Consider the following 26,146-nt stretch of genomic DNA (forward strand, 5'->3'; position numbering starts at 1 on the left):
GCGTAAATTAATAATCCTCATTTTTATTCAAGATATGTAATTTCTGATGTAATATCCTTACTATTTATAACTAATTTTGCACCAGCTTGTATAAGCCGATGACAACCTTCACTATCATTCGTATTTATTGACCCTGGAATTGCGAATACTTCTCTTCCCTGCTGTAAAGCAAGATTTGCTGTGATAAGTGAGCCACTAACTTCTTTCGCTTCTACAACAAGAGTTCCTAAAGATAATCCACTAATTATTCTGTTCCTCATAGGAAATTGCCATCTTCTTGGTTCTTGATTTGGTGGATACTCCGAAATGATTAATTGAGTCCTCTTCATTTCTTGTGCTAAGACAAGATTAGATTTTGGGTAAATATGGTTAAACCCTCCAGCAATTACACCAATGGTATTTCCCTTACACTTTATTGTGAGTTCATGTGCATGAGTATCTATTCCCTTAGCCAATCCGCTTACGATAATCCATCCTTCTTGAATTAGTGGAGCTATTACCTTTTCCATACTTGTATATCCATTAATTGACGGGTGTCTTGTCCCTACTACACCCAATTTCTTTTGCTTACTCAATATAGAAATGTCCCCGATTAAATATAGGACCCAAGGGGGATCAAAGATTTGCTTTAAGTGTTCTGGGTATTGTTCATCAAAAATCGTAAGAATATGAATATTTTTCGCTTTATAATGATTTAGCATACTTTGGTTTTTAAAAATATGCAAATCATTTATTAATTTTCTTGCATTTATTAAGGAAATATTTAGATGATTTTCGGCTTCTTGAGTAGTAAGGGAGTAGATAGATTTGAGGCTTGGGTCGTAACGAAGAAGTTTTAAAATTGTGTTCCATCCAATATTGCAGTGATGTATCTGTAATAAACGTTCCTTAAAATTTGAATCCATAAATCCTCCTTAGACATTTGTTTTTTAAAAAGTACTCAAGGGGTTAAGAGAGCTGCAATCGCCACCTATCAATGAAAAGCATAACAAGCGTTGACTAGTGATTTTTTCGAATTTATCTTAGAGGACATTCTGACCTCCCGAAGGGACTGTAGCTTATGACCTAGTCGATTTGACCTGAATTTAGACGAAAACTTAGTTCGAATTTTTGACAATCCTAGAAAAGTGGAAGCCCATGGTGGGCCTTCAAAAAGTGAGGACCTTGAAGATGTAGTGATGGCCAAAGTGAGGCTATTAAGGGGGGAGCGCCGGAGCTAGACAAGTATCTTATTTCAATATTTATAGAAATGAGGAAGAAACAGACTCAAAAATGAGTCTGTTTAATTTCCTTTGCTATTGATTAATGAGTTTTACACTTTTCATAAAGACCTTGCTCTTTTAATACAGAAATTAATGTTTCACCCATTACAGAAGGAGTGTCAGCAACTTTAATACCACACTCATTCATTGTTTTAATTTTTTCAGCAGCAGTACCTTTTCCACCAGAAATAATCGCACCAGCATGGCCCATACGCTTTCCTGGAGGCGCTGTTTGACCACCAATAAAGCCTACAACTGGTTTAGTCATGTTTGCTTTGACCCACTCGGCTGCTTCTTCTTCAGCAGTACCACCAATCTCACCAATCATAATAACTGCATATGTGTCCTCATCTTCGTTGAATGCCTTTAGGACATCAATAAAGTTAGTACCATTAACAGGGTCTCCACCAATACCTACAGCTGTAGATTGACCAACACCCGCTTGTGATAATTGATGTACAGCCTCATATGTAAGCGTTCCAGAACGTGATACAACGCCAACATGTCCTTTTGTATGAATGTAGCCAGGCATAATCCCAATTTTACATTCCTCAGGAGTGATTACACCAGGACAGTTTGGTCCCACTAAACGTGTCTTCTTTCCTTCCATATAACGCTTTACTTTTACCATATCAATAACAGGAATATGTTCAGTGATACAAATAACTAAATCTAGCTCTGCATCCACACCTTCCATAATTGCATCTGCAGCAAAAGGAGCTGGAACATAGATTACAGAAGCATTCGCACCAGTTGCTTTTACAGCTTCACTTACTGTATTAAAAACAGGAACTCCCTCAACCTCAGTACCACCTTTACCAGGTGAAGTTCCACCAACAATATTTGTACCGTATTCAAGCATTTGTTTTGTATGGAATAAAGCTGTTTTACCAGTAATCCCTTGAACAATTACCTTTGTGTCTTTATTAATGAATACACTCATGCTAATTTCCCCTGCCTTTCTATCCTACTAATGATACGATTTTTTGTGCGCCATCTGCCATTGATTCTGCAGCAGTAATATTTAAACCAGATTCTTGTAGTATCTTCTTACCAAGTTCAACATTTGTACCTTCAAGACGTACAACAAGAGGAATTTCTAATCCTACTTGCTTAGTTGCCTCTACTACACCCTCAGCAATTACATCACACTTCATAATTCCACCGAAAATGTTAACGAATATACCTTTTACTGCTTGATCTGATAAAATAATTTTGAATGCTTCAGTAACCTTTTCAGCAGTAGCACCGCCCCCAACATCAAGGAAGTTAGCCGGATCTCCACCATAGTGCTTAATAATATCCATTGTTGCCATCGCAAGCCCAGCACCATTTACCATACACCCAATATTTCCATCTAACGAGATATAGCTTAAGTCATATTTAGATGCTTCAATTTCTTTTGGATCTTCTTCATCAAGATCACGATATTCTAAAACATCCTTTTGACGATACAATGCATTTGAATCAAAGTTAAGTTTCGCATCTAACGCCATAACTTTTCCATCACCAGTAACCACTAGTGGATTAATTTCAGCAATTGAACAATCTTTTTCTACAAAAGCTGTATATAATGCTGTCATAAACTTCACAGCTTGCCCTACAAGTTCTTTAGGGATATTAATATTAAAAGCAATACGACGAGCTTGGAAACCCTGTAATCCTACAACAGGATCAATTACTTCTTTAAATATTTTTTCAGGAGTTTGCTCAGCCACTTCTTCAATTTCCGTTCCGCCTTCTTCTGATGCCATTAAAACGACACGAGAGGTAGCACGGTCAAGAACTAGACCGATATAGTATTCCTTCTTAATATCGCAGCCTTCTTCAACTAATAAGCGTTTTACTTCCTTACCTTCTGGTCCTGTTTGGTGAGTAACTAGTGTCTTGCCTAGAATCTCATTCGCATATGTACGAACCTCATCAAGATTTTTTGCAACCTTAACACCACCAGCTTTTCCGCGTCCCCCAGCATGGATTTGTGCTTTAACAACACATACACTAGTCCCTAATTCCTTTGCAGCTTCAACAGCTTCGTCGACTGTAAAAGCAACTTTTCCGTTAGGAACAGATACACCATATTTTCTAAGGATTTCTTTACCTTGATACTCATGGATATTCATTTCCCATCCTCCTATCCTTATGTAGCAATGCTTTTGTCTTGCCTAACGACCGCTCATTTTATAATCAACGATTCGTAAAGACCTTCCCTTTGAACACAATGTTATTATACATAGAATCAAACAAAGTTTCTATGAAAATCAGAATTTTATATATAATTCTAATTAAAAAAATAGACTGCGCTTTCATTCTATACCGTGTAGCTGATATTGTCTACCATATATACTTAGAAACTAGTTATTACCCGCTACACTCACCTTTAGAGGTCTTATTTTTTGCCCACTTCACTAACACAATCTCATTAACTAGACTTAAATTTATCAGCTTGATAAATAAAAGCAAATATTTCTGCAACCACTCCATACAATTCCTCAGGTATCTTCTCATTCATTTCAATCTCACTGAGTAATTGAGTTAAAGATTCATCCTTTTCAATAGGTACGTGATGTTCTTTAGCAGCGTTGATTATGTTTTCAGCTACAATTCCCTTACCTTTTCCAACGATCTGTGGAGCATCATCAATTTCAGGTTGATATTTTAGAGCAACAGCTTTTTTTGTTTTAGAAGTACTCATACTCTCAAATCCACTCCATTAAAGTTAGTAGAATATAATTGATTAGTAGATAATATCGCTTTAAGTCCCTGATGATTATTTTTTGGAATAGTTAATTTCACTGCAGAAAGAGTGTATCCATATTGTTCAAGATTCTCTTTCAACGAAGGTTTTAACTGTTCCAAAACCCCTAATAACTGACTAAATTTATTATAAACTAATACATTGATCACCCTGTTTTGTATTCTTAAATCAATAACTGTTTCACCTATATGCTGGAGTTGTAGATAAAATAAAATATGGCAATGGTCAACATTTATTTTTCCTTCTTTATCTTTTTGACCACTCCATTGGATCGTTAAATCTGAGAGGAAATCGCCTAATTTTATAGGAGTTTGCACCAGAATTTGTTGTAGATATTCATTGTCTTGACTTAGGAGCTCCATTCCGTATATTCGTTGTATCAATTGCTTTATATTCTCGCTTAACGGTTTATTGTCTTGAAGTTCCCATAGTACCGAATTTAGTTGTTGCTTTAGACTCTCTATTGGTGGATTACTCCCCTGCATGTTGTGGGTATTTGTCATTAACCCAAGAGTTTTAAGTAAGTCTGTAAATTGCACAGCACTATTTTCACCTGTTAAGAAATGCTTTGGAATCGGATTGAAATTTAATATCTTGCTGATGGTTGAAATTAGACTCCCTAAATTACTATCTTTACTTGCTGTTTGTACAATCAACTGATTCTGTAATTTTAGTAATTGTGTACTCATAGACTCTTTGTTCAATATAGAGTAAATGCCATCAAGACTATCATTATTGATCGGAATAGCATTGGTTGTTATTAGCTTAATAGATTCGATTGCCCTGAAATGATCATTTTTGTACTCAATCCACCTTGCTATATGTTTTAGTTCATTTTCAGTGAAGGGCAAGTTCTCATTTAACATGATAGAAAGTAATTGGCGGTTTAGCTTTGAGTTATTAATTTTTGAAGTGCTTATTATTTGGCCAATCAATGTATTCGTATCTTGAAGGGTGTTTAAAGGCTTTGATTTATTATCTTTGATCATTTTGAAATAAATCTTTTGATCTTTATGAAAGGCTTGAAATATATATCTTTTATTAATCTCTAGCTTCATTTCAGACTGTGCCAATAGTTGATGACCATTTGTTTGAATAAGTACTGTTTGATTCGATACTTCCTTTAATACTTTTCCAATGAATAATTGGCCATTTTTAATAGATTTTAAACTAACCTCATTATTTTTCGTTAAGGAAAATGACTCTTTAGAACTTGGTATTTTCATTACGCTAAATCCTGAGTTAATGCTTCTCTAACAGGAGCAAAAGAACGTCGATGATGGTCCGTTACCCCATAATTTTGCAATGCCTCCAAGTGAAGGCTTGTACCATACCCCATATTCTGTTCAAAGCCATATTGTGGATATTCCATTCCTAATCTTTTCATAAGTCTATCTCTTGTCACCTTAGCGATTATCGAGCTTGCTGCAATCGAATAGCTTTTACTATCTCCTTTAATAATGGAAGTCTGGGGAATCTGTATAGATAGTTGCATTGCATCTATTAGTAAATGATCTGGTTTTATTGAAAGTTTTAAGATCGCTTGTTTCATAGCTAGTTTAGTGGCTTGATAGATATTAACTTCATCGATTTTATTGGCATCTATAATACCAACTCCAATAGATAAAGCAGACTGAGCGATCTCAACATACAACTGTTCTCGTTTAAGTTCTGTTAATTTCTTAGAATCATTTAGCCCTGGTAAATAAAAATCACGTGGTAATATGACAGCCGCAGCTATTACTGGTCCTGCTAACGGACCTCGCCCGACTTCGTCTATTCCAGCTATATATTTTACTCCGTTTGAGTATAAGTTCTCCTCAAATTGAGACATTTGAATGAAAAGTTCTTTATCATTTCTCTTTTCCTGTTGTATTTTTTTCCATTTAGCAAGAAGTTGTTGGACACCCTTTCTTGTGTCATTTTTCAGCTGTTTTAGTAGAGAATGGTTTTCATCCGTTATTTTCGCTAACTCCTCTGAAATTTCCTTAATTGATTTGTCCATATACGAAACGCTCACCTTCTATTTTTCTAAATACATTGGTAATACAAAATAAATAGAGATTAGCTTATAATCAAATAAGCCAATCTCTCATTTATTATTCAGATTCGGTTAGATCTCCTGGAGATTCGAAAGATATCTTACCTAGCTTCTCTCCACGAATTTCCCTTATAACAAGTTCAGCAGTTTTGTCATAATCAATATATCCACCCGACACTTTACAACCACGTCTTGATCCTATTTCGTCAAATAGTTCAACAGTGTCTTCTGGTATTGATTCTAGCTGATACCGTTCTTTAAGACGGTTTGGATAGTTTGTTTTTATAAAGGTAAGCGCATATACCGCAATATCTTGCAAGTTAAGGAGGGTATCCTTTATAGCCCCTGTAGTAGCTAGCTTAAGTCCTACCTTTTGATCCTCGAACTTTGGCCACAGAATCCCTGGTGTGTCAAGAAGTTCTAATTCCTTCCCTACCTTGATCCATTGCTGAGCTTTCGTTACCCCAGGTCTATCTCCGGTTTGTGCGATATTTTTTTTGGCAAGGCGATTAATTAAAGTTGACTTCCCAACATTGGGTATACCAACAATTAATGCTCTTATGGCCCTTGGCCTAATCCCCTTAGCAGCCATCTTATCAAACTTTTCCTTTAAAATCACTTTTGATTCTGCAACAATCTGTTTCATACCAGTTCCAGTTTGAGAATCAATAGCTAGCGCAGGTATGCCTTGTTCAGAATAAAATTTTATCCACTCTTTCGTTATACTTGAGTCTGCTAGATCCGCTTTGTTTAATAAGAGTAGACGGGGTTTGTTAGAAATAATTTCATCAATCATAGGATTTCTTGATGCTGCAGGAATTCGAGCATCAACTAGTTCAATTACGATATCAATTAACTTTAATTTTTCCGTAACTTGACGTCTCGCCTTTGCCATATGTCCCGGAAACCACTGTATTGTCATTACTCCACCAACTTTTGTCAATTCATTGTTTGTTCTTTATTATTGGACCATTTACTAAATTTTAGTCAACAAGTCTTATATCAGCAAAAGGCCAGTAGACCATATTCGTTTTACCTAAAACTTCATCGATAGGAACCGGTCCAATATGACGACTGTCTCTACTGTAGCGACGATTATCACCCATAACAAAAATATGCCCTTCTGGTACTACTATCTCAAACGGTTCTGTAAGTGGACCGTCAAAAACATCTTGTTTATATGTATCTAAATAAGGTTCTGTGTAGGATTTACCGTTAATGAATAGGATATCTTCTTTATATTCAATATGGTCGCCAGGTAATCCAATTATTCTCTTAATGTAATCTTTCTCTTCAGTTGCATGAAAAACAACGATATCGAACCTTTTTGGACTACCAATTAAGTAGCCAATTTTATTAACTAGCATTCGATCCTTATCCTGAAGTGTCGGCATCATCGAATATCCGTCAACCACAATCGGCGCGAATAAGAAATAGCGTATTACTGCAGCCAATATTACTGCAATTGCTAATGCTTTTAACCATTCTAAAAGCTCGTTTTTTTGACGAGTCATCGCTCCTCCACCTAACCCTTTATTTTTCTTGACAATAATTCAATTTCAAACTCTATAGTTCTTATGTGTGTCTTAGTTACATTCGCTAAGTTCCATAGTGGTGCGAATATTTAATTAGCATGGATGTCTACCCTGAAATCAATTATGTAAAACGGCTATTCGCTCCGTTATCGTTGGAGCAGAATAATTAGCCTATATCTAATGTATATATGTTTATTATAAATTGTTTAGATAGAAAATAAAAGGAGCTTGTATTAAACACAAGCCCCTTACACTTACTAAATTATCGGATTTCTTTGATACGTGCTTTTTTACCACGAAGTTCACGTAGGTAGTAAAGCTTCGCACGGCGTACTTTACCGCGACGAACTACTTCAAGGTTCGCGATTTTAGGTGTATGCACTGGGAATGTACGCTCAACACCCACTCCGTAAGATACCTTACGAACTGTAAATGTTTCACTAATTCCACCACCACGACGCTTAATCACAACACCTTCATAAACCTGAACACGCTCACGTGTACCCTCGATAACCTTTACGTGTACACGTACAGTGTCTCCAGGACGGAATTCAGGAAGATCAGATCTTAATTGCTCTTTTGTGATTTCTTCAATCAATTGTTGCATCGTTAATTCAACTCCTTCCAACAGATGCTCTTGTCAAAGCTTTTTATATCATTGCAGCGGAACATCTTAATAAGACAAGAACGATAAGGCCCAAGTCACAAAGACTATCTTACCATTTTAAGAACCCTATTGCAATATTTATTTTTCTTCTTCAAACTCTTTTATCCACTTTTTCTGTTGGTCTGTTAGTGGATATGTCTCTAACATATCTGGTCGCCTTAAAAAGGTTCTTCTTAACGCTTCCCTCGCACGCCAGTCTTCAATATTTTTGTGATTACCTGATAATAGAACCTCTGGAACTTCTAATCCTCTGAAGTTGGCAGGGCGTGTATATTGAGGATGTTCAAGTAACCCTGTACTATGGGAATCCTTAATTGGTGAATCCTCATTTCCCAACACACCAGGTAGGAGTCTTACAACACTATCAATAATAACCATAGCTGGTAGTTCACCACCAGTTAGAACAAAATCTCCAATAGAGAATTCATCTGTAACCAAATGTGTCCGAATTCTTTCATCATATCCTTCATAATGACCACATACAAAAATAAGGTGTTCTTCCCTTGTGAGTTCCTCAGCATGCTTTTGGCGAAATTGCTGACCTTGTGGACAAAGAAGAATTACTCTAGGGGCTTTATTTGCTTTAGCTGACAATTCCTCTACTGCATCGAATAGAGGTTGTGGCTGAAGGACCATACCGGCTCCTCCACCATATGGATAGTCATCTACCTTTAAATGTTTGTTTTCGGTGAACGTTCGGAAATTCACAACATTGTAGGTCACCTTGTCCAATTCTGCTGCCTTTTTTAAGATTGATTGACCAAACACTCCTTCAAACATCTCAGGAAAGAGAGATAATACATCTATCCTCATAATAACCCTTCCATTACTTCAATTTTAATCAACTTATCTTCTACGTTGATTTCTTTCACAATGTCGTCAATATAGGGTATTAGCACTTCTTTACCACTTTTCCCTTTTACTACCCATACATCGTTTGCACCAGGGGTAAGAATTTCAACAACCTTACCAATTTCTTCACCAGACTCTGTTATCACATGACATCCGATGATTTCGTGAAAATAAAACTCACCTTCATTTAAATTAGTAAGTTGGTTTTCAGGTACCTTGATGATCGCATTTTTAAACCGTTCCACCAAATTCACATCACTATAACCTTCAAACTCTAATAGGTCGAATTGTTTATGTGTTCGATGTGACTTAACAACCACATGAACAGGCTCTTCTTTTTGATCTGGTAGAAATAAATATAAGTCATTTCCAACACGATATCTCTGATCAGTAAAATCTGTTTTGGAAATAATTCGCAATTCACCCTTTATTCCATGAGTATTAACGATTTTTCCAACATTAAACCACTTCTCCATTTGTTCACCTCTAACGAATTTCCTGTACTATTCCATCTTTAATAATAATTGTTTTAAATGCCTGAAGTTGATCCCAATTATCTCCTGGTACCACTTCGACTAACCCTTGTATCTCTTTTTCTTTTATTTCACTACCTATTGGTAGCATATGTATTTGATCCATTTGAAAATCAAGTATTTTTATTTTCTCAGCTCTACTTTTCATTTCTTTATCATAAGAGCCGTTTGCTGATGTGTTAACAACTTTTTTAATTTTTTCAAGTTTTCTACGCTCAAATTTTAGTTGCTCTATTTCTTTTTGTAGCTGTTGTTTTTTTAGTTGAGAAGAATCCAATAACTCACTTTTACTATTTTCGGTTAAAATCTGTTTTACTATAACTGTTTGGATAATTTGCAAACCTATCACCAACCTTCCAAAAAGCAGAACTTGAATTAGGCTCCTTAAAGTGCTTCAGCCTAATTTGTAACAAGTTCCCTTAATTGCTAGATTATTAAAAGATTAACCAAATCAGATAGGAAAGCGTCTTTTTCCTTCAGATTTATTTGTTTGTGACCTGAGTTGATCGCACCTTTAGCTTGACACTAAAACTTGTTACAAAGTTTTATACTTCTAATATTATTAAAAAAAGGGGGAGGTTTAACCCCCGCCCTTTTTCGTCAATCAATCTTTATTCGTTAATTTCTAGATGAATTCGTTTATTATGACTAGTTCCTGCTGCATATACAACAGTCCGAATCGCTTTTATGACCCTACCCTGTTTACCAATTACTTTTCCTATATCTTCTTTATTAAGAGTTAGTAAGTAAGTAATATTTTTTTCATCCGAAGTTTCTGAAACAGTAACCTCGTCTGGGAAATCAACAAGTGGCTTTACGATCGTTACAATTAACTCTTTCATCTTGTCCACATTTACTTGCCTAATTTTGAATTATGGAATTTTTCCATGATTCCTTGTGTAGAGAACAAGTTACGAACTGTGTCAGAAGGTTTAGCACCATTAGATAACCATTTTAATGCTAGCTCTTCATCAATTTTAACCTCAGCAGGTTGTTGTACAGGATTGTACGTACCTACAGTTTCAATGAAACGTCCATCACGTGGTGAACGAGAATCAGCTACAACAATACGATAGAAAGGAGACTTTTTAGCTCCCATACGCTTTAAACGAATTTTTACTGCCATTTTAAATAGCACCTCCGAAAATATTTCAACAAGATATAATATTAGCAAGTTGATTATAGTTTGTAAAGTCTTTTTTCTTTACATCATGTTTTTTTCTAAATTAACTAGAATAATTAATAAACAAACACTTACATAAAAGGAAATTTCATCCCTTTTTTCTTACCTTTAGACATATTTGTCATTTGTTTCATCATCTTTTTCATATCTTCGAATTGCTTAAGAAGACGGTTTACTTCTTGGACAGTTCTCCCGCTACCTTTTGCAATTCTCTTTTTACGGCTACTACTTATGATTTCAGGATGATTTTTTTCTTCCTTTGTCATTGATTGGATAATTGCTTCAACATGACTAATTTGCTTATCATCGACCTGAACATTCTTCAAGCCTTTCATTTTATTCGCTCCCGGAAGCATTCCTAGAATTTCATCTAGTGGTCCCATTTTACGAACTTGACTAAGCTGCTCTAAGAAGTCATCAAAAGTAAATGACATAGAGCGAAACTTTTGCTCTAGTTCTTTTGCTTTTTCCTCATCAACCGAATTTTGTGCCTTTTCAATTAATGTTAGAACATCACCCATACCAAGGATTCTTGATGCCATCCTCTCAGGATGAAACGCTTCAAGAGCATCTAGCTTTTCACCTAGCCCAACAAACTTAATAGGTGTATTGGTTACAGCTTTAACAGATAACGCGGCTCCACCACGTGTATCACCATCAAGCTTCGTCAAGACCACACCTGTTAAGCCAAGTAAGTCGTTAAAACTACTTGCGACATTGACTGCATCCTGACCTGTCATTGCATCGACAACTAAAAAGATTTCATCAGGATTTGCAATTTCTTTGACCTGTTTTAATTCGTCCATTAGTTCTTCATCTATATGAAGTCGACCAGCAGTATCTATCAAGACATAATCATGATGATCTTCTTTTGCTTTGGCAATTGCTTGCTTCGCAATTTCAACAGGACTAACCTGATCTCCTAATGAGAATACTGGCATATTTAATTGCTTACCTAATGTTTCTAATTGTTTGATCGCGGCAGGGCGGTAAATATCTGCAGCAACTAACATCGGTTTACGATTGTGCTTTTTTCGAAGAAGATTTGCGAGCTTTCCAGTTGTGGTGGTTTTACCAGCACCTTGAAGACCCACCATCATGATCACAGTCGGAGGACGTTTAGCAACAGCAATCTTGCTTTGTTCTCCCCCCATTAGTGAAGTCAACTCTTCCTGAACAACCTTAATTACCTGCTGACCAGGGGTTAAGCTTTTCATCACTTCTTGTCCAATTGCACGTTCACTGACACGTTTAATAAAGTCCTTTACAACCTTAAAGTTAACATCTGCTTCAAGTAATGCAAGTCGAACTTCACGCATCATTTCTTTTACATCTGCTTCAGATACTTTCCCTTTTCCACGTATCTTTTGAATGGTATTCTGCAGTCGGTCGGCTAATCCTTCAAATGCCATTTCACGCCGTCCCCCTATTCTAATTTCTCAAGCAAGTCAAGTCTACGTTCAAGCTCCTCTTTCATCTCATGATCTTTGATAAAAGACTTAAACTCTAGTAGTAATTTTTGACGCTCTTGAAACTTATGAAATAGTAACAGTTTTTCTTCATATTCTTCAAGCATAGCCTCTGTTCGTTTTATGTTATCATAGACAGCTTGACGGCTAACATTATATTCTTCTGCAATTTCACCAAGGGAGTAATCATCTAAATAATATAATGACATATAGCTACTTTGCTTTGGTGTTAACAACGATTGATAAAAATCGAATAAATAATTGACTCGTGTTGTTTTTTCAAGCATTGTTCTCACCCCGTGTTAAGTGAAATCCCTTTACAAGTAAATAGTCTACAATTTAGAGATTGAGATGTCAAGTTTTTTTCTTAACAGAGATACTTTCCATAAGCTTCAATACATTAATGAATAATCTTTCTACTCTTTTTCTTCTGTTTCAGTAGCCTCAAGAATATCTGCAAACAATCCATATACATATTGCTCTGCATTAAACTCTTGAAGATCGTCTACCCTCTCTCCTAATCCCACTAATTTAACCGGTATATTGAGCTCATTTCTTATCGCCAGTACAATTCCGCCTTTAGCCGTACCATCCAACTTCGTTAACACAATACCAGTAACCTCTGTTGCTTCAGAAAAGGTCTTTGCTTGCGTTAATGCATTTTGTCCAGTCGTTGCATCAAGAACAAGAAGCACTTCATGAGGAGCGCCTGGAAACTCTCTTTCAATGACTCGCTTGACCTTTTCAAGTTCTTTCATCAGATTTACTTTGTTTTGTAATCTTCCAGCAGTATCACATATTAACACATCAACATTACGTGATTTGGCAGCTTGAACCGCATCAAACATGACAGCGGCAGGATCTGAGCCTTCTGATTGCTTAATTACATCAACACCTACCCTTTGACCCCAAACTTCTAATTGTTCAATGGCACCAGCACGGAATGTATCTCCTGCCGCTAAAAGAACAGATTTCCCCTCATTTTTAAGCTTATTCGCTAGTTTCCCTATCGTTGTTGTCTTGCCAACACCATTAACACCTACTACGAGGATAACAGATAACCCCTCTCTCTCAATGTTCAGGTGTGGAGAAGCTTCATCTCCTCCTTGATAGATCTCAACTAATTTCTCGGAAATAACAGCTTGTACCTCCGCTGTATCCTGTATATTTCTTCTTTTCACTTCTAACCGAAGTTGATCAATTAATTCCATAACAGTAGATACACCCACATCTGCTGATATTAGAATTTCTTCAAGCTCTTCAAAAAACTCTTCATCTACCTTACGATATCTTGCAACAAGATCATTTACTTTTTCAGAGAAAGAATTTCTTGTTTTTGTTAACCCATCTTTAAATTTTTCAGTAACAGTATCTGTTTGTTTTGAAATCTTTTCTTTTAATTTTTTTAAAAAACTCATAATCTCCAACCTTTCCTTTATACTAACTGTTTTGACTCTTCTAACCTTACAGAGACTAATTTAGACACACCAGATTCTTGCATTGTTACACCATATAATACATCAGCTTCTTCCATCGTTCCTTTACGATGTGTAATCACAATGAACTGAGTTTCATGGCTGAATTTTTTTAGGTATTGAGCAAAACGGAATACATTCGCCTCATCAAGTGCAGCCTCAACTTCATCTAGGACACAAAATGGTACAGGCCGAACCTTTAATATAGAAAATAATAATGCAATTGCTGTTAAAGCTCGCTCTCCACCAGACATCAGCCCTAGGTTTTGTAGTTTTTTACCTGGCGGCTGGGCAACTATATCTACACCTGTATTTAATAAATCATCAGGATTGGTTAGTCGCAAATCAGCTCGTCCACCACCAAACAGAGCTTGAAAGACTCCTTCAAAGTGAGATCGAATACTCATGAATGTTGTATGAAACTTCCTCTTCATCTCTTCATCCATCTCAGCTATTACTTTATATAGTGTGTCTTTTGCTTCTTCTAAGTCATTCTTTTGATCTGTCAAAAACTTAAATCTTTCTGATACTCTCTCATATTCCTCGATAGCACCTAAATTTACTGTTCCTAGCTCTTCAATCGCAAGCTTTATTAACTTCACTTTTTTTCTAGCCTCACCAATCTCGATGGTTAGAGGGTATTTATCTTTTGCTGCTTCAAATGAAAGAAAATATTCCTCTCTTAAATGTGTTAATCTATTTTCTAAATCAACATCTAGACGATTAACTTTTACCTCTTCATCCTTTAGAACGTCAACCATCTGTTTATGAAGTCGCTTTTCTTCTTTTAGCTCTCTTTCAATATTTTCTAATGAATTTTGAAGTTCAAGTCTTTTTTGTCTTTGATTACTAATTAACGTAATGGTCTCAGTTTTGTCAGCTAACTTTTTCTTTGCTGCTTCTTCTAGCTCTTGTTCTCCTGATGTATTCGTCACTAGATCTGAACTTAAGAATCTTAAATCGTCAACCAATTGATTCAGCTTTTCAGATGTCTCGTTATAATCTCCACGAAGGTTTTCAACCTTTTCCTTTTGTCCTTGAAGTAATTGACTTTTCTCCGCGACAATTACCTTCAGATCCGTTATTGTGGATTGTAGCGTTTCTTTCGATAGTTGTTCATCATTCTTTTTCGTAGTTAAAAGTTCTATTTCATGATTTATAACGGCTAATTTTGATGAAACTTTTTCAACTATTTTCAATAATTCATTTTTTCTATTATTGGACTGAATTTGATCATTATTAAACATTAACTTTTCATGATCATACAAAGCTAAATGTTCATTTACATTCCGTTCTTTGAGCTCTATTTCACGATATTGACTCTTAAGATCTTGTTCCTTAAGTCTAAGATGCTCACCAGATTCACGTAACTTAGTTAAACGATTTTCTTCATCCAACATGTATTGCTTTTCTTCTCTCACTTGCATTTCCAATATATTCGTTTTCGTTTCCATTTCCTCTAGCTTCGCAGTAATATCCTCTAATTCGCGACTTCTCCCAAGTAAGGAATTAGTGGATTTCTTAACCGCTCCACCAGTCATCGATCCTCCGGGATTAACTACATCACCATCTAATGTAACCATTCTGAAGCGATATTGAAGTTTTTTTGCCAGTTCGTTAGCACCCTTCAAATCAGTCGTAATTAACACATTCCCTAATAGGTTTGAAACAACAGAATGGTACTTGTTATCAAAATTTATTAGCGTAGAAGCCGCACCTATAAAGGATGGGTGATTCCTAACGGCGTCTAGCTGTGTTTCGTTAATGAATCGTTCCTTTATTACATTTAAAGGGAGAAAGGTTGCTCTCCCGAAAGAATGTTGCTTTAAATATTGGATTGCCTCTCTAGCATTGGTTTCATTTCTCACAACAATATGTTGAGTGGCTGCTCCAAGAGCTATTTCTACAGCAGTCTCATATTGCTTTGGAACCGTGAGTAACTCCGCTACAGCTCCTTCAATACCCTCTAAACGCTCTTCTCTAGCTTTTAAAACTTCCTTAACACCTTGGAAAAATCCAGAATAATCATTTTGCATCTCTTCTAACATTTCTTTACGAGACTTGGTTTGCTGTAAGAATTGGTATGCTTTATTTAATGTAGCTTCTCTTCTTTGATATGAATCCCTTAGTGTTTCTAAATTTACTGTTGTTTCCCTAAACGTCTTTATTTGATTGGCCATTTCAGCTTCAATAACTGATAGCTTCGTTTGAAGGTGTAATTTTTCCTGATTGATATCTTCTCGTTCCTGAATATACTTTACATTACCTTCTTCCATACGCTTATATTTCGCTTCTTGTTGTTTAACCTGCTGCTCAATATACCCTATTTCATTTTTAGATGAAGCCTGCTTATTGAGTAACTCTACATATTCACTTTTTAAGTTTTCAATTTTACTTTCAATGTTTTGGTCATATGAAGAAAGTAGAGCCTGCTGTTTAGTTAATTGCATTTTAACGCCTTCTACTTCCTTAGCTAGTCCATGTAGGCGCTCTTGTTCAGACTGAATCAGTTCATTCGTTTGTTTTGTTTTAATTTCTAGTTCTGAAATCATTTGTTCAAGTTGCGCTTTATTTTGGGTGCCGTTTTTCTTTCTCTCCTTTAGAACTTCTTTACGTCCTTCAAGCTTTTCTAGTTCCTCACTTGTACGTAATAAAACTTGCTGAAGTTCTTGAATCATTACATCCAATCGGTCCATTTGATCGCGCACCTGTTCCACACGCGCTTCTTTTTTATTGATCGAAGTAGCCATTGATATTTCCTGACTGTTATGTTCTTCTATTTGTAGCTTTAAACTTTCCCATTGTTGGTGTAAGTTTTCAATTTCGTAGACTGTCACAGCAACTTCATGATTCTCAAGCTCTTCTTTTTTAGCTAAATAGTCATTAGCAATAGATGCTTGAATTTGTAGTGGTTCAATCTGATCCTCTAATTCATGAAGAATATCATTTACTCTATTCAAGTTTTCCTGTGTTTCAGCTAGCTTATATTCTGCTTTTTTCTTTCGAGTTTTATATTTTAGAACCCCCGCCGCTTCCTCAAATATTGTTCGGCGCTCTTCTGCTTTACTACTTAAAATTTCTTCAACTTTACCTTGGCTGATGATTGAGAACGCTTCACGCCCTAAACCTGAATCCATAAATAAGTCTACTATATCCTTTAATCTGCATGCCTGTTTATTTATTAAGAACTCACTTTCACCAGAACGGAAAACTCTTCTGGTAATACTAACCTCATGATAGTCAACAGGCAAAAATTGGTCACTATTATCTAACGTTAAGGTTACATCCGCAATATTAAGTGATTTTCGACTATCACTCCCAGCAAAAATAATATCTTCCATCTTTACGCCTCTGAGTGTACGAGCAGATTGTTCACCTAATACCCATCTGATGGCATCTGTGATATTACTTTTTCCGCTTCCATTGGGTCCGACTACAGCCGTAACTCCAGGAACAAAGTCTACAGTGATTCTTTCAGCAAACGATTTAAATCCTACAATATCTAAACGTTTGAGGAACATATGCTTCCCCCTTAGAACTATTATTTGTTTGTTCATCTATTTACTTGGTTATTTTGAAAATTTAATGGTGATTCGTTCTCCATGTTCAATATTCATTTTGTATAAAGGTCTACCTTGAAAATAACTTAGGTAGTGGAGTTCCATTCGCTGCGATCCATCTGCTTTCCGCGTGGCGGTCCGGAAGCCTCCTCGTCGCCTATGGCTCCTGTGGGGTCTCCCGAAACCGCTAAATCCCGCAGGAGTCAGATGGCTCTCCGCTCATTACACAGGTGAAGTTTAAATATACATCCCACATCTACTATTTAAATTGATTGGGTCTATCAGCCTAAAGATATCTTATTATAATTAATCCCTACATATTTTATCATAATCTAACGTCTTCAACATCATATCGCTAAAAATAACAAAAACCCCATATGAATAGGGGCTGTGTAGTTCATTATTTTGGTGTCTTTAATGTTTCTATAGCAATCTGTGCAGCTCTTTGTTCAGCTTCTTTTTTTGATTTACCCGTTCCTAGACCAAGTTCCTCACCATTTAGTGAAACTTTAGAAACAAATTCCCTATTATGGGCTGGCCCTTTTTCTTGTAATACTTTGTACTCAATTACACCTCTACCATCTCGCTGGATTAACTCCTGTAGTTGACTTTTATAATCCATCACATGAGAAAAAGCACCTTCATTTATCTTCGGAAACACCGTACGTTCTAAGAATTTGTAAACTTCATCGATACCTTGATCTAAATAAAGGGAGCCGATGAATGCTTCAAACACATCTGCTAAGAGAGCTGGTCTTCCTCTTCCCCCTGTCAACTCCTCACCTTTACCTAATAACACATACTGGCCAAAAGAAAGGTCATTCGCAAAGGAAACTAAAGAAGGTTCACAAACGATTGCAGCACGCATTTTCGTTAATTGTCCCTCACTCATAATAGGAAATTTCTTAAAGAGAAATTCTGAGACAGTCAATTCTAATACAGCGTCTCCCAAAAATTCTAATCTTTCATTGTCCTCGTACGGTTTTTTGCGATGCTCATTCACATAGGATGAATGTGTAAAAGCTTGAATAAGCAAGCTTTCATTTTTAAATAAAATCCCCTGATGTTCCTGAAACTCTTTAAACTTAATCATTATTTTATTCTTTTTTTCGTTAATATTCTTACCCTTCACCATTTTTACCTCCAAAGAAAACAAGCACAAACCTTATCATTAGAATGAAAGAAAATACGATAAAGTCCCGCATTAGCGGGACTTTCAGGCTGTTGACAATTGCCCGCATCCTTAAATTTACTCTTAAAATACTATTTCCACCAACTTAAGCACTAAATTTATTACCTGGATGCGTACTGACTTTGTCTACACTCTGAAAGCCCCGCCATAGCGGGACTTTATAAAATAAAATTCAATTATTTTTGTTGACTGTTTATGTAGTTAACAGCATCTCCTACTGTTGTAATATTTTCAGCCTCATCGTCTGAGATTTCCATATCAAACTCATCCTCAAGCTCCATTACAAGCTCAACTACATCAAGAGAATCAGCACCTAAATCCTCTTTAAAAGAAGACTCTAGCTTTACTTCAGATTCATCAACACCTAAACGGTCTACAATGATTTTAGTAACTCGTCCTAAAACATCTGCCATTGTTCTTCACCTCCCCTCAAGCCATTATAGTTGATTTCATTCATAAAAACTAGTTTTAATAAGGGTCTTTTCATAAAGATTATCTATATACCCTTGACTATAACTAAGTCATTTAAGAATTACATCACCATACCTCCATCAACATTGATGGTTTGTCCCGTAATATAACCACTTTTCTCTGAAGCTAAAAAGGAAACAATTGACGAAATGTCTTCTGGACTTCCAAGACGAGTTAAAGGAATTTGCTTTTGCATTGCCTCTATAACTTCATCAGATAACTTATCAGTCATATCAGTTGTAATAAAACCAGGTGCAACTGCATTCACAGTAATATTTCTACTCGCTAATTCTTTTGCAGTTGTTTTCGTTAGACCTATTACACCTGCTTTAGCTGCAACATAGTTAGCTTGTCCTGCATTTCCAATAACTCCAACAATTGAGGCAATATTGATAATTCTCCCTGAACGTTGCTTCATCATTTGACGTGTTACTGCTTTTGTACAATTAAACACACCCTTAAGGTTAATATTAATTACGTCGTCCCATTCTTCTTCTTTCATACGCATAATTAAATTATCTCTCGTTACCCCAGCATTATTAACCAAAATATCAAGAGAACCAAAAGTTGAAATAACTTCTTTAACCATTTCGGAAACAGCATTGGAATCAGCTACGTTGCACTGGATGGCAATCGCTTCTACACCCATCTCTTTGATTGCATCAACTACTTCATTCGCTTTGGCTTCGCTACCTGAATAATTTACCGCCACTTTTGCACCTAGTGATGCCAAGTCAAGCGCAATAGCTCTTCCGATACCCCGAGAAGCTCCTGTTACTAAAGCAACCTTTCCATTTAACATATTAATTAACCCCCTTTAACGATTGTATCGTAGAATGTAAAGAATCTAGATCATTTATGGCATGTGTAGTAACTTTTCGATTTGTCTTTTTAATTAAGCCTGACAAGACCTTGCCAGGTCCAATTTCAACAAATGTATCTACACCTAATTCAATCATTTTTAATACACTCTCTTCCCAGCGGACAGGTGAGTACAGCTGTTCAACAAGCTTATCCTTTATCACATCACCTTCTGTTAGTGGTTCAGCCGTTACATTAGCTATCATAGGTATAGTTGCATCCTGCAAATTGCAATGAGACAACACCTCGGTAAACCTTTCGGCAGCTGGTCTCATTAACGAAGAATGAAATGGACCACTAACTTCCAATGGAATCACTCTCTTGGCACCTTTTTCTTTTGCTAATAGAGAAGCCAATTCTACTCCTCTTGCTGAGCCAGATATAACAATTTGACCTGGACAATTAATATTGGCTAATTGGACCGGATCTCCGTCTACCTCAACACTTTTAGTAATATCTTCTAATAAACTACTCTCCATACCAAGAACAGCTGCCATTGTCCCCTGACCCGCCGGGACAGCTTCTTCCATAAATTCTCCACGTTTTCTTACTAAATAAACTGCATCTTCGAATGCTAGAACATCTGCAGCTACCAAAGCAGAATACTCTCCTAAACTATGTCCTGCAACGTAATCAGGTGTAATACCCGATTCCTTAAACTTTTCTAGAATTGCAATACTTGTTGTTAGTAATGCTGGTTGAGCATTCGTTGTTTTTGTAAGGATATCTTGTGGTCCATTAAAGATAAGTGAAGATAGTGATTCTTCTAGCTTTAAATCTGCTTTATTAAAAATAGAAGCTACTTCTATATATTCATTTGCTAAATCCTGGCCCATTCCAACAACCTGGGAACCCTGACCTGGAAACACAAAAGCAATTTTCCCCATGTAAATCTCTCCCTTCTAAGACAAGATAGTTATTGAATTAATTTCTCTACAGTTTCTTTTATTGTACCTGTAACATTCGATTTGACCATTTCTCTCGTTTGTCGAATCGAACTAAAAATAGCTTGTGCATCTGAGGATCCGTGTGCCTTGATTACAGGTGCACTTAGACCAAATAAACCAGCTCCACCATATTCTGAGTAATCCATCTTGTCCTTTAAACCCTTAAGCTTCGGTTTTAGAACTGCCGCTGCTAGCTTACTTGCTAGATCACTGGTAAGTGCTGATTTGAGCATAGTGAAAACAGATAAGGCAGTACCCTCAATTGTTTTTAATGCTACATTACCTGTAAATCCATCAGTTACAACAACATCTGCAACACCATTAAGCAAGTCCCTGGACTCAACATTACCAATAAAATTCAGATTTGAGTCTTTAATCAACATAAAGGCTCCCTTAGTTAATTCATTTCCTTTGCCGTCTTCTGTACCGACATTTAAGAGTCCAATTTTAGGCTGCTGAATTCCTCTTACCTTTTCGGCATAGATTGAGCCCATGATTGCATATTGCAACAGGTGCTCAGGTTTTGCATCTACATTTGCGCCTACATCTAACATCAAAAATCCTTTACCATCGATTGTTGGTAGTGTAGGTGAAAGGGCAGGTCGGTCAATGCCTTTTATTCGGCCAACCACAAATAGTCCTGCAGCCATCAATGCTCCTGTGTTGCCTGCAGATATACAAGCATCAGCTCTTCCTTCTTTCACTTCGCCTGCCATTAAGACCATTGAAGCATCTTTTTTGCGCCTTACTGCTCTAACAGGTTCTTCGTCCCCTTCGATCTTCACTTCAGTATGTATGATTGATATTCTTTCTTCATTTGTTAAGAACTGTTTAATTTTTGTTTCATTTCCTACTAATGTAATTTCCAGATCATCAAAGGCACTGATTGCTTTCATTGCACCCTCGACGACCTCTTTCGGAGCATGATCTCCACCCATTGCATCAATGGCTATTCTCATCTATTTAATCATTCCCTTTTGACTTATTAGAACGAAACATTTCAAATTCACCAGAAAAAACTAACTCATTACCAACAAAACTATTCACCTCTACTAGTGTTCTCCCTTTTCCAGCTTCTAAACGATGAACCTTTGCTTTTGCAACGACTCTTTCATTTTCCTTTACTTGTCTAGTAAAGTGAATCGACGCTTTTGCTGTTAATGCTAACTCATCATTAATGACAGCAACAGCTAAGGAATTAGCCTGTGCAAATAAATGGTGACCTCTGGCAATTCGATTTCTTTTAAAAACATGTTCACTCGTTACATCCAGAATGGAGATCGCACTATGATCTAATTCAAGGTCAATAATTTCTCCAATTACTTCCTCCATAGGTAAGGAGCGGACTTCATCCTCTAAATTTTTCTCTGCTACTGTTTTTATACGTTCACGTAATTCCGGGATGGATAATTCAAGGCGATCAAGGCGGATTGTTTGAACACTCACTGAAAATCGATCCGCTAATTCTTCATCAGTTATAAAAGGCGTGATTTTAATAGTGTCCTTAAGTAATTCTTGCCGGGCTTTTTTATTACGTTTCACAAAACTACACCACCGAACTATTATGACTAGGTACTAATAGTAGTATATAATTAAAAAAAGCAGATTGCAAGATGAAATCACCCTTCCAATCTACTTCGAGTTACTCCTAATCCAGCTTTTCACCATCAATTACTCCAGTTTGTTTAATATATTCTCTTAAGTGTGAATAAATCGGATCGTTCCAAAACTGGTTAGACTGTATTAATTTATTTGCATCCACCCTTGCTACTTCTAATGCACGATAATCATGAACCATGTCAGCCACTTTAAATTCTGGCATACCACTCTGTTTTCTTCCAAAAAAATCACCAGGACCCCTTAATTCCAAATCCTTTTCTGACAATACAAAACCATCATTGGTCTCAGTCATGATTCTCATTCTTTCTTTTCCTACTTCCGATTTTGGGTCTGCTAAAAGAATACAGTAGGATTGTTCACTACCTCTCCCCACACGGCCTCTTAATTGATGAAGCTGTGATAACCCAAACCTCTCAGCATCGTAAATAACCATGATGGTTGCGTTAGGCACATTCACACCCACCTCAACAACCGTTGTCGAAACAAGCACTTGAACATCGTTGGTACTAAAGCTTTTCATCACTTCATCTTTTTCATCTGAAGTTAATCTTCCATGCATCAATCCAACATTCCAATTCCCATGGAAATGGGCGGCCAACATACTATGAACATCAATTGCATTTTGAACATCTAACTTGTCTGACTCCTCTATAAGAGGACAAATAACATAAGCTTGTCTGCCTTTTGCAAGTTCTTTCTCTATGAAATTGATGATTCGATCAAGCATGCTGTGCTTTGCCCAATAAGTTTCAATCGTTTTTCTACCAGCAGGCAATTCATCAATAACAGACACATCCATTTCTCCAAATACCGTAATTGCTAATGTTCTAGGAATCGGGGTTGCTGTCATAAACAAGACGTCTGGATTTTCACCTTTTTCTCTGAGTATCTTTCGTTGCCCTACACCAAATCTGTGCTGTTCATCTGTTATAACTAATCCTAACTTATGAAAAACAACTTCTTCTTGAATTAATGCATGCGTACCAACTAAAATATCAACTTTACCTTCTTGTAATCTGGCGAGAATATCTCTTCTTCTTTTTCCTTTAACCGAACTTGTCAACAGCTCTATGCTTAAATCAGTATTCGAAAAAAGTTCCGCTAATGAATGTGCATGCTGCTCTGCAAGTATTTCGGTAGGAACCATTAATGCACCTTGTGTGTTGGACAATACAGCTGCGTACAATGCAATAGCTGCAACAACTGTTTTTCCTGACCCAACGTCTCCTTGAAGTAACCTATTCATTCGATAGGGTGACTGGAGATCTCCGATAATTTCCTCTTTTACCCGTTGTTGAGCTTTTGTTAACGGAAAGGGCAAGTTTAGAATAAACTCTTCTAGTCGTTTAACTGAGAAATTATGCTTTATTCCCTGGCTTGATTCCCTTTCAAATTTACGTAATGCTTGCATTTTCAACTGGAACAATAGGAACTCTTCATAAACAAATCTTCGCCTAGCTTGTTTCAGATATTGTTGATTTTCAGGGTAATGCATGATTTTAATTGCTTCTTTTTTGGATAATAATTTATATTTTTGAAGTAAATTTTCTGGAAGGTTTTCTTCAATATGATCACCATATTGCTTTAACGCGTTATTAATGTAGCGTCGCATACTCTTAACAGTTAAATCTCCTTTAACTGAGTATACAGGCTCAATCGTTTGATTACGGGCATGTGGTCCAACGGAAATCTGATTTACTGTTATGGTTTGGCGATGTTGATCCCACTTGCCTGTAATGGTTACAGTTTCATGAAGTGTAATTTTACTTTTTAAATAAGCCTGGTTAAAACAAATTGCGTTAATTAGATATCTACCAATTAAAACTCTAAATGTAAGGCGAGACCTTTTTTTTCCATAGTAAGTTAATAAAGGCTGACTATGAATTTGTCCTTCAACAGTTACTCTTTCATCGTGTCTTACCTCGGATAAGTCTCGTAATTGATAATCTTCATAGCGATATGGTAAATATTCTACTAAGTTTTCTACTGTAAAAATATTTAATTCTGCTAGTTGATTTGTAACTTCTTCTCCGATTCCTTTGATCTCACTTACTGGTAATTTTATGATATTATTCACGTTATTTTAACGACATACCAAAGATCTTGGCTTCAAGCTCACGAGCAGTTGGTGTTGCCGCCAAACCTCCCTGTGCAGTTTCTTTTAATGCGGTAGGCATCGTTTGACCAATTTTGTACATTGCATCAATTACTTCATCACAAGGAATCCGACTGGTAATCCCTGCCAATGCCATGTCGGCTGCAACCATTGCATTAGCTGCCCCCATCGCATTTCTCTTTACGCATGGTACCTCTACTAAACCAGCGACTGGATCACATACTAACCCTAACATATTTTTCAGTGTAATCGCCATTGCTTCAGCCGATTGCCTCGGAGTTCCACCTGCCATTTCAACAATTGCAGCAGCTGCCATTCCTGCAGCTGAACCTACTTCCGCTTGACATCCACCTGCTGCACCTGAAATGCTTGCATTATTCGCTACGACAAAACCAAATGCGCCAGCCGTAAATAAATACTCGATCATTTGCATCCTAGTCGGCTTTAATTTCTCCTTCAAAGCAAAAAGTGTTCCAGGAACCACCCCAGCTGAACCTGCGGTTGGAGTTGCACAAATCGTCCCCATTGCTGCATTAACTTCATTTGTAGCTACTGCTTTACTAACAGCATCTAGCAATGTTTCTCCTGATAAAAAGTTACCTTTTTGGATATAGTTATGCATGAGTACTGCATCACCACCAGTTAGACCAGAATTAGACTTAACACCTGCTAATCCTTTTTCAACTGCCTGCTCCATAACAGTTAGGTTAAATTCCATTTGCTCCAATATTACCTCTCTAGACTTACCGGTTACTTCTACTTCTTGATTAATCATAATTTCGGATATTTTCACATTCTTTTGTTCAGCTAGCTCAATTAACTCTTTAACATTTCGAAACATTGTAAATCCCCTCGATTCATTGTGACATCATTATCTATTAATCAACAATTCTCGTAACTTTTAAGATGTTTGGGAGAATGGATAGTTCGTCAATTACTTTTTGGTCTATATTTTGATCAACTTCAATTGTCATTAATGCTTGTTGTCCGACTTCTTTTCTAGCAACTTCCATATGACCAATGTTTATAGCATATTTAGCTAGTACATTAGCTACTGCTGCAATAGCTCCATATTTATCGTTATGAACCACTAAGAGGGCAGGATGATTTCCTGATAATTTTAAAAGAAAACCATTTAACTCAATAATTTCAATCTTCCCCCCACCGATAGAAATCCCGACTAATTCAAGCTCTCCCTTTTCATCACCGATATGAATTCTCGCAGTATTTGGATGATCAGTTACAGCTTCTTCTTCTCTTATAGAAATCTTAATACCCGCACTCTCTGCAATATCTAAAGATGTCTTAATTCGTTCATCAAACGTATCGTAATCTAATAATCCACCAACAATAGCTATATCAGTTCCATGACCTTTGTACGTACTTGCAAAAGAACCATAAAATGAGATATTTGCCCATTTAGGTTCTCGACCAAACAAACTTCTTGCTACACGGCCAATTCTCGCTGCCCCAGCAGTATGAGAACTGGATGGACCAATCATAACTGGTCCAATAATATCAAATACACTTTTATACTTCATTAATTTCACCTCAGGGGAGAGATATACATTCACATACTCTCTTATAATGTATGAGTTAAGTAG

The 26,146-nt window shown here is 36.6% G+C and carries 27 protein-coding genes; all 27 read right to left on the bottom strand.

Features of this window, described 5'->3' with window-relative positions:
• Positions 1–23: 23 nt before the first annotated feature.
• The gene (gene dprA / locus BK579_RS15970) at positions 24–905 is read right to left on the bottom strand and encodes a DNA-processing protein DprA (protein WP_078547155.1); all 882 of its coding nucleotides are present in this window, start codon (positions 903–905) and stop codon (positions 24–26) included.
• A 397-nt stretch (positions 906–1,302) separates the two neighbouring features.
• The gene (gene sucD / locus BK579_RS15975) at positions 1,303–2,205 is read right to left on the bottom strand and encodes a succinate--CoA ligase subunit alpha (protein WP_078547156.1); all 903 of its coding nucleotides are present in this window, start codon (positions 2,203–2,205) and stop codon (positions 1,303–1,305) included.
• Positions 2,206–2,224: 19 nt separating this feature from the next.
• Positions 2,225–3,385, bottom strand: a complete 1,161-nt coding sequence (sucC, locus tag BK579_RS15980; protein ID WP_078547158.1) for an ADP-forming succinate--CoA ligase subunit beta — start codon at positions 3,383–3,385, stop codon at positions 2,225–2,227.
• Positions 3,386–3,684: 299 nt separating this feature from the next.
• Complete coding sequence (locus BK579_RS15985) at positions 3,685–3,957, bottom strand: EscU/YscU/HrcU family type III secretion system export apparatus switch protein (RefSeq protein WP_078547160.1); 273 nt, start codon at positions 3,955–3,957, stop codon at positions 3,685–3,687.
• Complete coding sequence (locus BK579_RS15990) at positions 3,954–5,246, bottom strand: hypothetical protein (protein WP_078547162.1); 1,293 nt, start codon at positions 5,244–5,246, stop codon at positions 3,954–3,956. Before BK579_RS15990 ends, BK579_RS15985 begins: the two co-directional genes overlap by 4 nt.
• Positions 5,246–6,025 (bottom strand): ribonuclease HII, encoded by a 780-nt coding sequence (locus tag BK579_RS15995; protein ID WP_078547164.1) that lies wholly within the window; start codon positions 6,023–6,025, stop codon positions 5,246–5,248. Before BK579_RS15995 ends, BK579_RS15990 begins: the two co-directional genes overlap by 1 nt.
• 94 nt (positions 6,026–6,119) lie before the next feature.
• Positions 6,120–6,983: a ribosome biogenesis GTPase YlqF gene (gene ylqF / locus BK579_RS16000; RefSeq protein WP_078547166.1), complete on the bottom strand. Its 864-nt coding sequence runs from the start codon at positions 6,981–6,983 to the stop codon at positions 6,120–6,122.
• Between the two features lie 61 nt (positions 6,984–7,044).
• Positions 7,045–7,575, bottom strand: a complete 531-nt coding sequence (gene lepB / locus BK579_RS16005; protein ID WP_078547168.1) for a signal peptidase I — start codon at positions 7,573–7,575, stop codon at positions 7,045–7,047.
• Positions 7,576–7,858: 283 nt separating this feature from the next.
• The gene (gene rplS / locus BK579_RS16010) at positions 7,859–8,203 is read right to left on the bottom strand and encodes a 50S ribosomal protein L19 (RefSeq protein ID WP_078547170.1); all 345 of its coding nucleotides are present in this window, start codon (positions 8,201–8,203) and stop codon (positions 7,859–7,861) included.
• A gap of 138 nt (positions 8,204–8,341) precedes the next feature.
• On the bottom strand, positions 8,342–9,076 hold the full coding sequence (gene trmD, locus BK579_RS16015; protein WP_078547172.1) for a tRNA (guanosine(37)-N1)-methyltransferase TrmD: 735 nt from the start codon (positions 9,074–9,076) through the stop codon (positions 8,342–8,344).
• Positions 9,073–9,591 (bottom strand): ribosome maturation factor RimM, encoded by a 519-nt coding sequence (gene rimM, locus BK579_RS16020; RefSeq protein ID WP_078547174.1) that lies wholly within the window; start codon positions 9,589–9,591, stop codon positions 9,073–9,075. The genes trmD and rimM overlap by 4 nt, the downstream gene beginning before the upstream one ends.
• A 10-nt stretch (positions 9,592–9,601) precedes the next feature.
• Entirely contained in the window at positions 9,602–9,988 is a 387-nt protein-coding gene (locus BK579_RS16025) for a YlqD family protein (RefSeq protein ID WP_078547176.1), read from the bottom strand.
• Positions 9,989–10,259: 271 nt separating this feature from the next.
• Positions 10,260–10,490 carry a KH domain-containing protein gene (locus BK579_RS16030; protein ID WP_078547178.1) on the bottom strand — a complete coding sequence of 77 codons (231 nt, stop codon included), beginning with the start codon at positions 10,488–10,490 and terminating at the stop codon, positions 10,260–10,262.
• A gap of 11 nt (positions 10,491–10,501) precedes the next feature.
• Entirely contained in the window at positions 10,502–10,774 is a 273-nt protein-coding gene (gene rpsP, locus BK579_RS16035; protein WP_078547180.1) for a 30S ribosomal protein S16, read from the bottom strand.
• Positions 10,775–10,902: 128 nt separating this feature from the next.
• Positions 10,903–12,243 carry a signal recognition particle protein gene (gene ffh, locus BK579_RS16040; protein ID WP_078547182.1) on the bottom strand — a complete coding sequence of 447 codons (1,341 nt, stop codon included), beginning with the start codon at positions 12,241–12,243 and terminating at the stop codon, positions 10,903–10,905.
• Between the two features lie 14 nt (positions 12,244–12,257).
• A complete protein-coding gene (locus tag BK579_RS16045; protein ID WP_078547184.1) occupies positions 12,258–12,587 on the bottom strand; it encodes a putative DNA-binding protein in 330 nt (109 codons plus the stop codon).
• A gap of 129 nt (positions 12,588–12,716) precedes the next feature.
• The gene (gene ftsY, locus BK579_RS16050; protein WP_235848446.1) at positions 12,717–13,718 is read right to left on the bottom strand and encodes a signal recognition particle-docking protein FtsY; all 1,002 of its coding nucleotides are present in this window, start codon (positions 13,716–13,718) and stop codon (positions 12,717–12,719) included.
• 17 nt (positions 13,719–13,735) lie between these two features.
• On the bottom strand, positions 13,736–17,296 hold the full coding sequence (gene smc / locus BK579_RS16055) for a chromosome segregation protein SMC (protein WP_078547186.1): 3,561 nt from the start codon (positions 17,294–17,296) through the stop codon (positions 13,736–13,738).
• Positions 17,297–17,735: 439 nt separating this feature from the next.
• Entirely contained in the window at positions 17,736–18,428 is a 693-nt protein-coding gene (gene rnc / locus BK579_RS16060) for a ribonuclease III (RefSeq protein ID WP_407936279.1), read from the bottom strand.
• Between the two features lie 275 nt (positions 18,429–18,703).
• Positions 18,704–18,940, bottom strand: coding sequence for an acyl carrier protein (gene acpP / locus BK579_RS16065; protein ID WP_078547191.1), 237 nt, complete (start codon positions 18,938–18,940; stop codon positions 18,704–18,706).
• A 119-nt stretch (positions 18,941–19,059) separates the two neighbouring features.
• The gene (gene fabG, locus BK579_RS16070; RefSeq protein ID WP_078547193.1) at positions 19,060–19,800 is read right to left on the bottom strand and encodes a 3-oxoacyl-[acyl-carrier-protein] reductase; all 741 of its coding nucleotides are present in this window, start codon (positions 19,798–19,800) and stop codon (positions 19,060–19,062) included.
• Position 19,801: 1 nt separating this feature from the next.
• Entirely contained in the window at positions 19,802–20,746 is a 945-nt protein-coding gene (fabD, locus tag BK579_RS16075; protein WP_078547195.1) for an ACP S-malonyltransferase, read from the bottom strand.
• A gap of 29 nt (positions 20,747–20,775) precedes the next feature.
• Positions 20,776–21,765 (bottom strand): phosphate acyltransferase PlsX, encoded by a 990-nt coding sequence (gene plsX, locus BK579_RS16080; protein WP_078547197.1) that lies wholly within the window; start codon positions 21,763–21,765, stop codon positions 20,776–20,778.
• A gap of 4 nt (positions 21,766–21,769) precedes the next feature.
• The gene (gene fapR, locus BK579_RS16085) at positions 21,770–22,348 is read right to left on the bottom strand and encodes a transcription factor FapR (protein WP_078547198.1); all 579 of its coding nucleotides are present in this window, start codon (positions 22,346–22,348) and stop codon (positions 21,770–21,772) included.
• A 106-nt stretch (positions 22,349–22,454) separates the two neighbouring features.
• Complete coding sequence (gene recG / locus BK579_RS16090; protein WP_078547200.1) at positions 22,455–24,503, bottom strand: ATP-dependent DNA helicase RecG; 2,049 nt, start codon at positions 24,501–24,503, stop codon at positions 22,455–22,457.
• A 1-nt stretch (position 24,504) separates the two neighbouring features.
• Entirely contained in the window at positions 24,505–25,383 is an 879-nt protein-coding gene (gene sdaAA / locus BK579_RS16095) for an L-serine ammonia-lyase, iron-sulfur-dependent, subunit alpha (RefSeq protein ID WP_078547202.1), read from the bottom strand.
• Between the two features lie 37 nt (positions 25,384–25,420).
• Positions 25,421–26,083, bottom strand: coding sequence for an L-serine ammonia-lyase, iron-sulfur-dependent subunit beta (gene sdaAB, locus BK579_RS16100; RefSeq protein WP_078547204.1), 663 nt, complete (start codon positions 26,081–26,083; stop codon positions 25,421–25,423).
• Positions 26,084–26,146: the final 63 nt, after the last annotated feature.

It is taken from the genome of Litchfieldia alkalitelluris, from assembly GCF_002019645.1.
GTDB lineage: Bacteria > Bacillota > Bacilli > Bacillales > Bacillaceae_L > Litchfieldia > Litchfieldia alkalitelluris.

What these genes read in the sequence shown, in the direction of transcription:
- dprA (WP_078547155.1), bottom strand. Translation starts at nt 905, where the DNA reads ATGGATTCAAATTTTAAGGAACGTTTATTACAGATACATCACTGCAAT.
- sucD (WP_078547156.1), bottom strand. Translation starts at nt 2,205, where the DNA reads ATGAGTGTATTCATTAATAAAGACACAAAGGTAATTGTTCAAGGGATT.
- sucC (WP_078547158.1), bottom strand. Translation starts at nt 3,385, where the DNA reads ATGAATATCCATGAGTATCAAGGTAAAGAAATCCTTAGAAAATATGGT.
- BK579_RS15985 (WP_078547160.1), bottom strand. Translation starts at nt 3,957, where the DNA reads ATGAGTACTTCTAAAACAAAAAAAGCTGTTGCTCTAAAATATCAACCT.
- BK579_RS15990 (WP_078547162.1), bottom strand. Translation starts at nt 5,246, where the DNA reads ATGAAAATACCAAGTTCTAAAGAGTCATTTTCCTTAACGAAAAATAAT.
- BK579_RS15995 (WP_078547164.1), bottom strand. Translation starts at nt 6,025, where the DNA reads ATGGACAAATCAATTAAGGAAATTTCAGAGGAGTTAGCGAAAATAACG.
- ylqF (WP_078547166.1), bottom strand. Translation starts at nt 6,983, where the DNA reads ATGACAATACAGTGGTTTCCGGGACATATGGCAAAGGCGAGACGTCAA.
- lepB (WP_078547168.1), bottom strand. Translation starts at nt 7,575, where the DNA reads ATGACTCGTCAAAAAAACGAGCTTTTAGAATGGTTAAAAGCATTAGCA.
- rplS (WP_078547170.1), bottom strand. Translation starts at nt 8,203, where the DNA reads ATGCAACAATTGATTGAAGAAATCACAAAAGAGCAATTAAGATCTGAT.
- trmD (WP_078547172.1), bottom strand. Translation starts at nt 9,076, where the DNA reads ATGAGGATAGATGTATTATCTCTCTTTCCTGAGATGTTTGAAGGAGTG.
- rimM (WP_078547174.1), bottom strand. Translation starts at nt 9,591, where the DNA reads ATGGAGAAGTGGTTTAATGTTGGAAAAATCGTTAATACTCATGGAATA.
- BK579_RS16030 (WP_078547178.1), bottom strand. Translation starts at nt 10,490, where the DNA reads ATGAAAGAGTTAATTGTAACGATCGTAAAGCCACTTGTTGATTTCCCA.
- rpsP (WP_078547180.1), bottom strand. Translation starts at nt 10,774, where the DNA reads ATGGCAGTAAAAATTCGTTTAAAGCGTATGGGAGCTAAAAAGTCTCCT.
- ffh (WP_078547182.1), bottom strand. Translation starts at nt 12,243, where the DNA reads ATGGCATTTGAAGGATTAGCCGACCGACTGCAGAATACCATTCAAAAG.
- BK579_RS16045 (WP_078547184.1), bottom strand. Translation starts at nt 12,587, where the DNA reads ATGCTTGAAAAAACAACACGAGTCAATTATTTATTCGATTTTTATCAA.
- ftsY (WP_235848446.1), bottom strand. Translation starts at nt 13,718, where the DNA reads ATGAGTTTTTTAAAAAAATTAAAAGAAAAGATTTCAAAACAAACAGAT.
- smc (WP_078547186.1), bottom strand. Translation starts at nt 17,296, where the DNA reads ATGTTCCTCAAACGTTTAGATATTGTAGGATTTAAATCGTTTGCTGAA.
- rnc (WP_407936279.1), bottom strand. Translation starts at nt 18,428, where the DNA reads ATGATTAAGTTTAAAGAGTTTCAGGAACATCAGGGGATTTTATTTAAA.
- acpP (WP_078547191.1), bottom strand. Translation starts at nt 18,940, where the DNA reads ATGGCAGATGTTTTAGGACGAGTTACTAAAATCATTGTAGACCGTTTA.
- fabG (WP_078547193.1), bottom strand. Translation starts at nt 19,800, where the DNA reads ATGTTAAATGGAAAGGTTGCTTTAGTAACAGGAGCTTCTCGGGGTATC.
- fabD (WP_078547195.1), bottom strand. Translation starts at nt 20,746, where the DNA reads ATGGGGAAAATTGCTTTTGTGTTTCCAGGTCAGGGTTCCCAGGTTGTT.
- plsX (WP_078547197.1), bottom strand. Translation starts at nt 21,765, where the DNA reads ATGAGAATAGCCATTGATGCAATGGGTGGAGATCATGCTCCGAAAGAG.
- sdaAA (WP_078547202.1), bottom strand. Translation starts at nt 25,383, where the DNA reads ATGTTTCGAAATGTTAAAGAGTTAATTGAGCTAGCTGAACAAAAGAAT.
- sdaAB (WP_078547204.1), bottom strand. Translation starts at nt 26,083, where the DNA reads ATGAAGTATAAAAGTGTATTTGATATTATTGGACCAGTTATGATTGGT.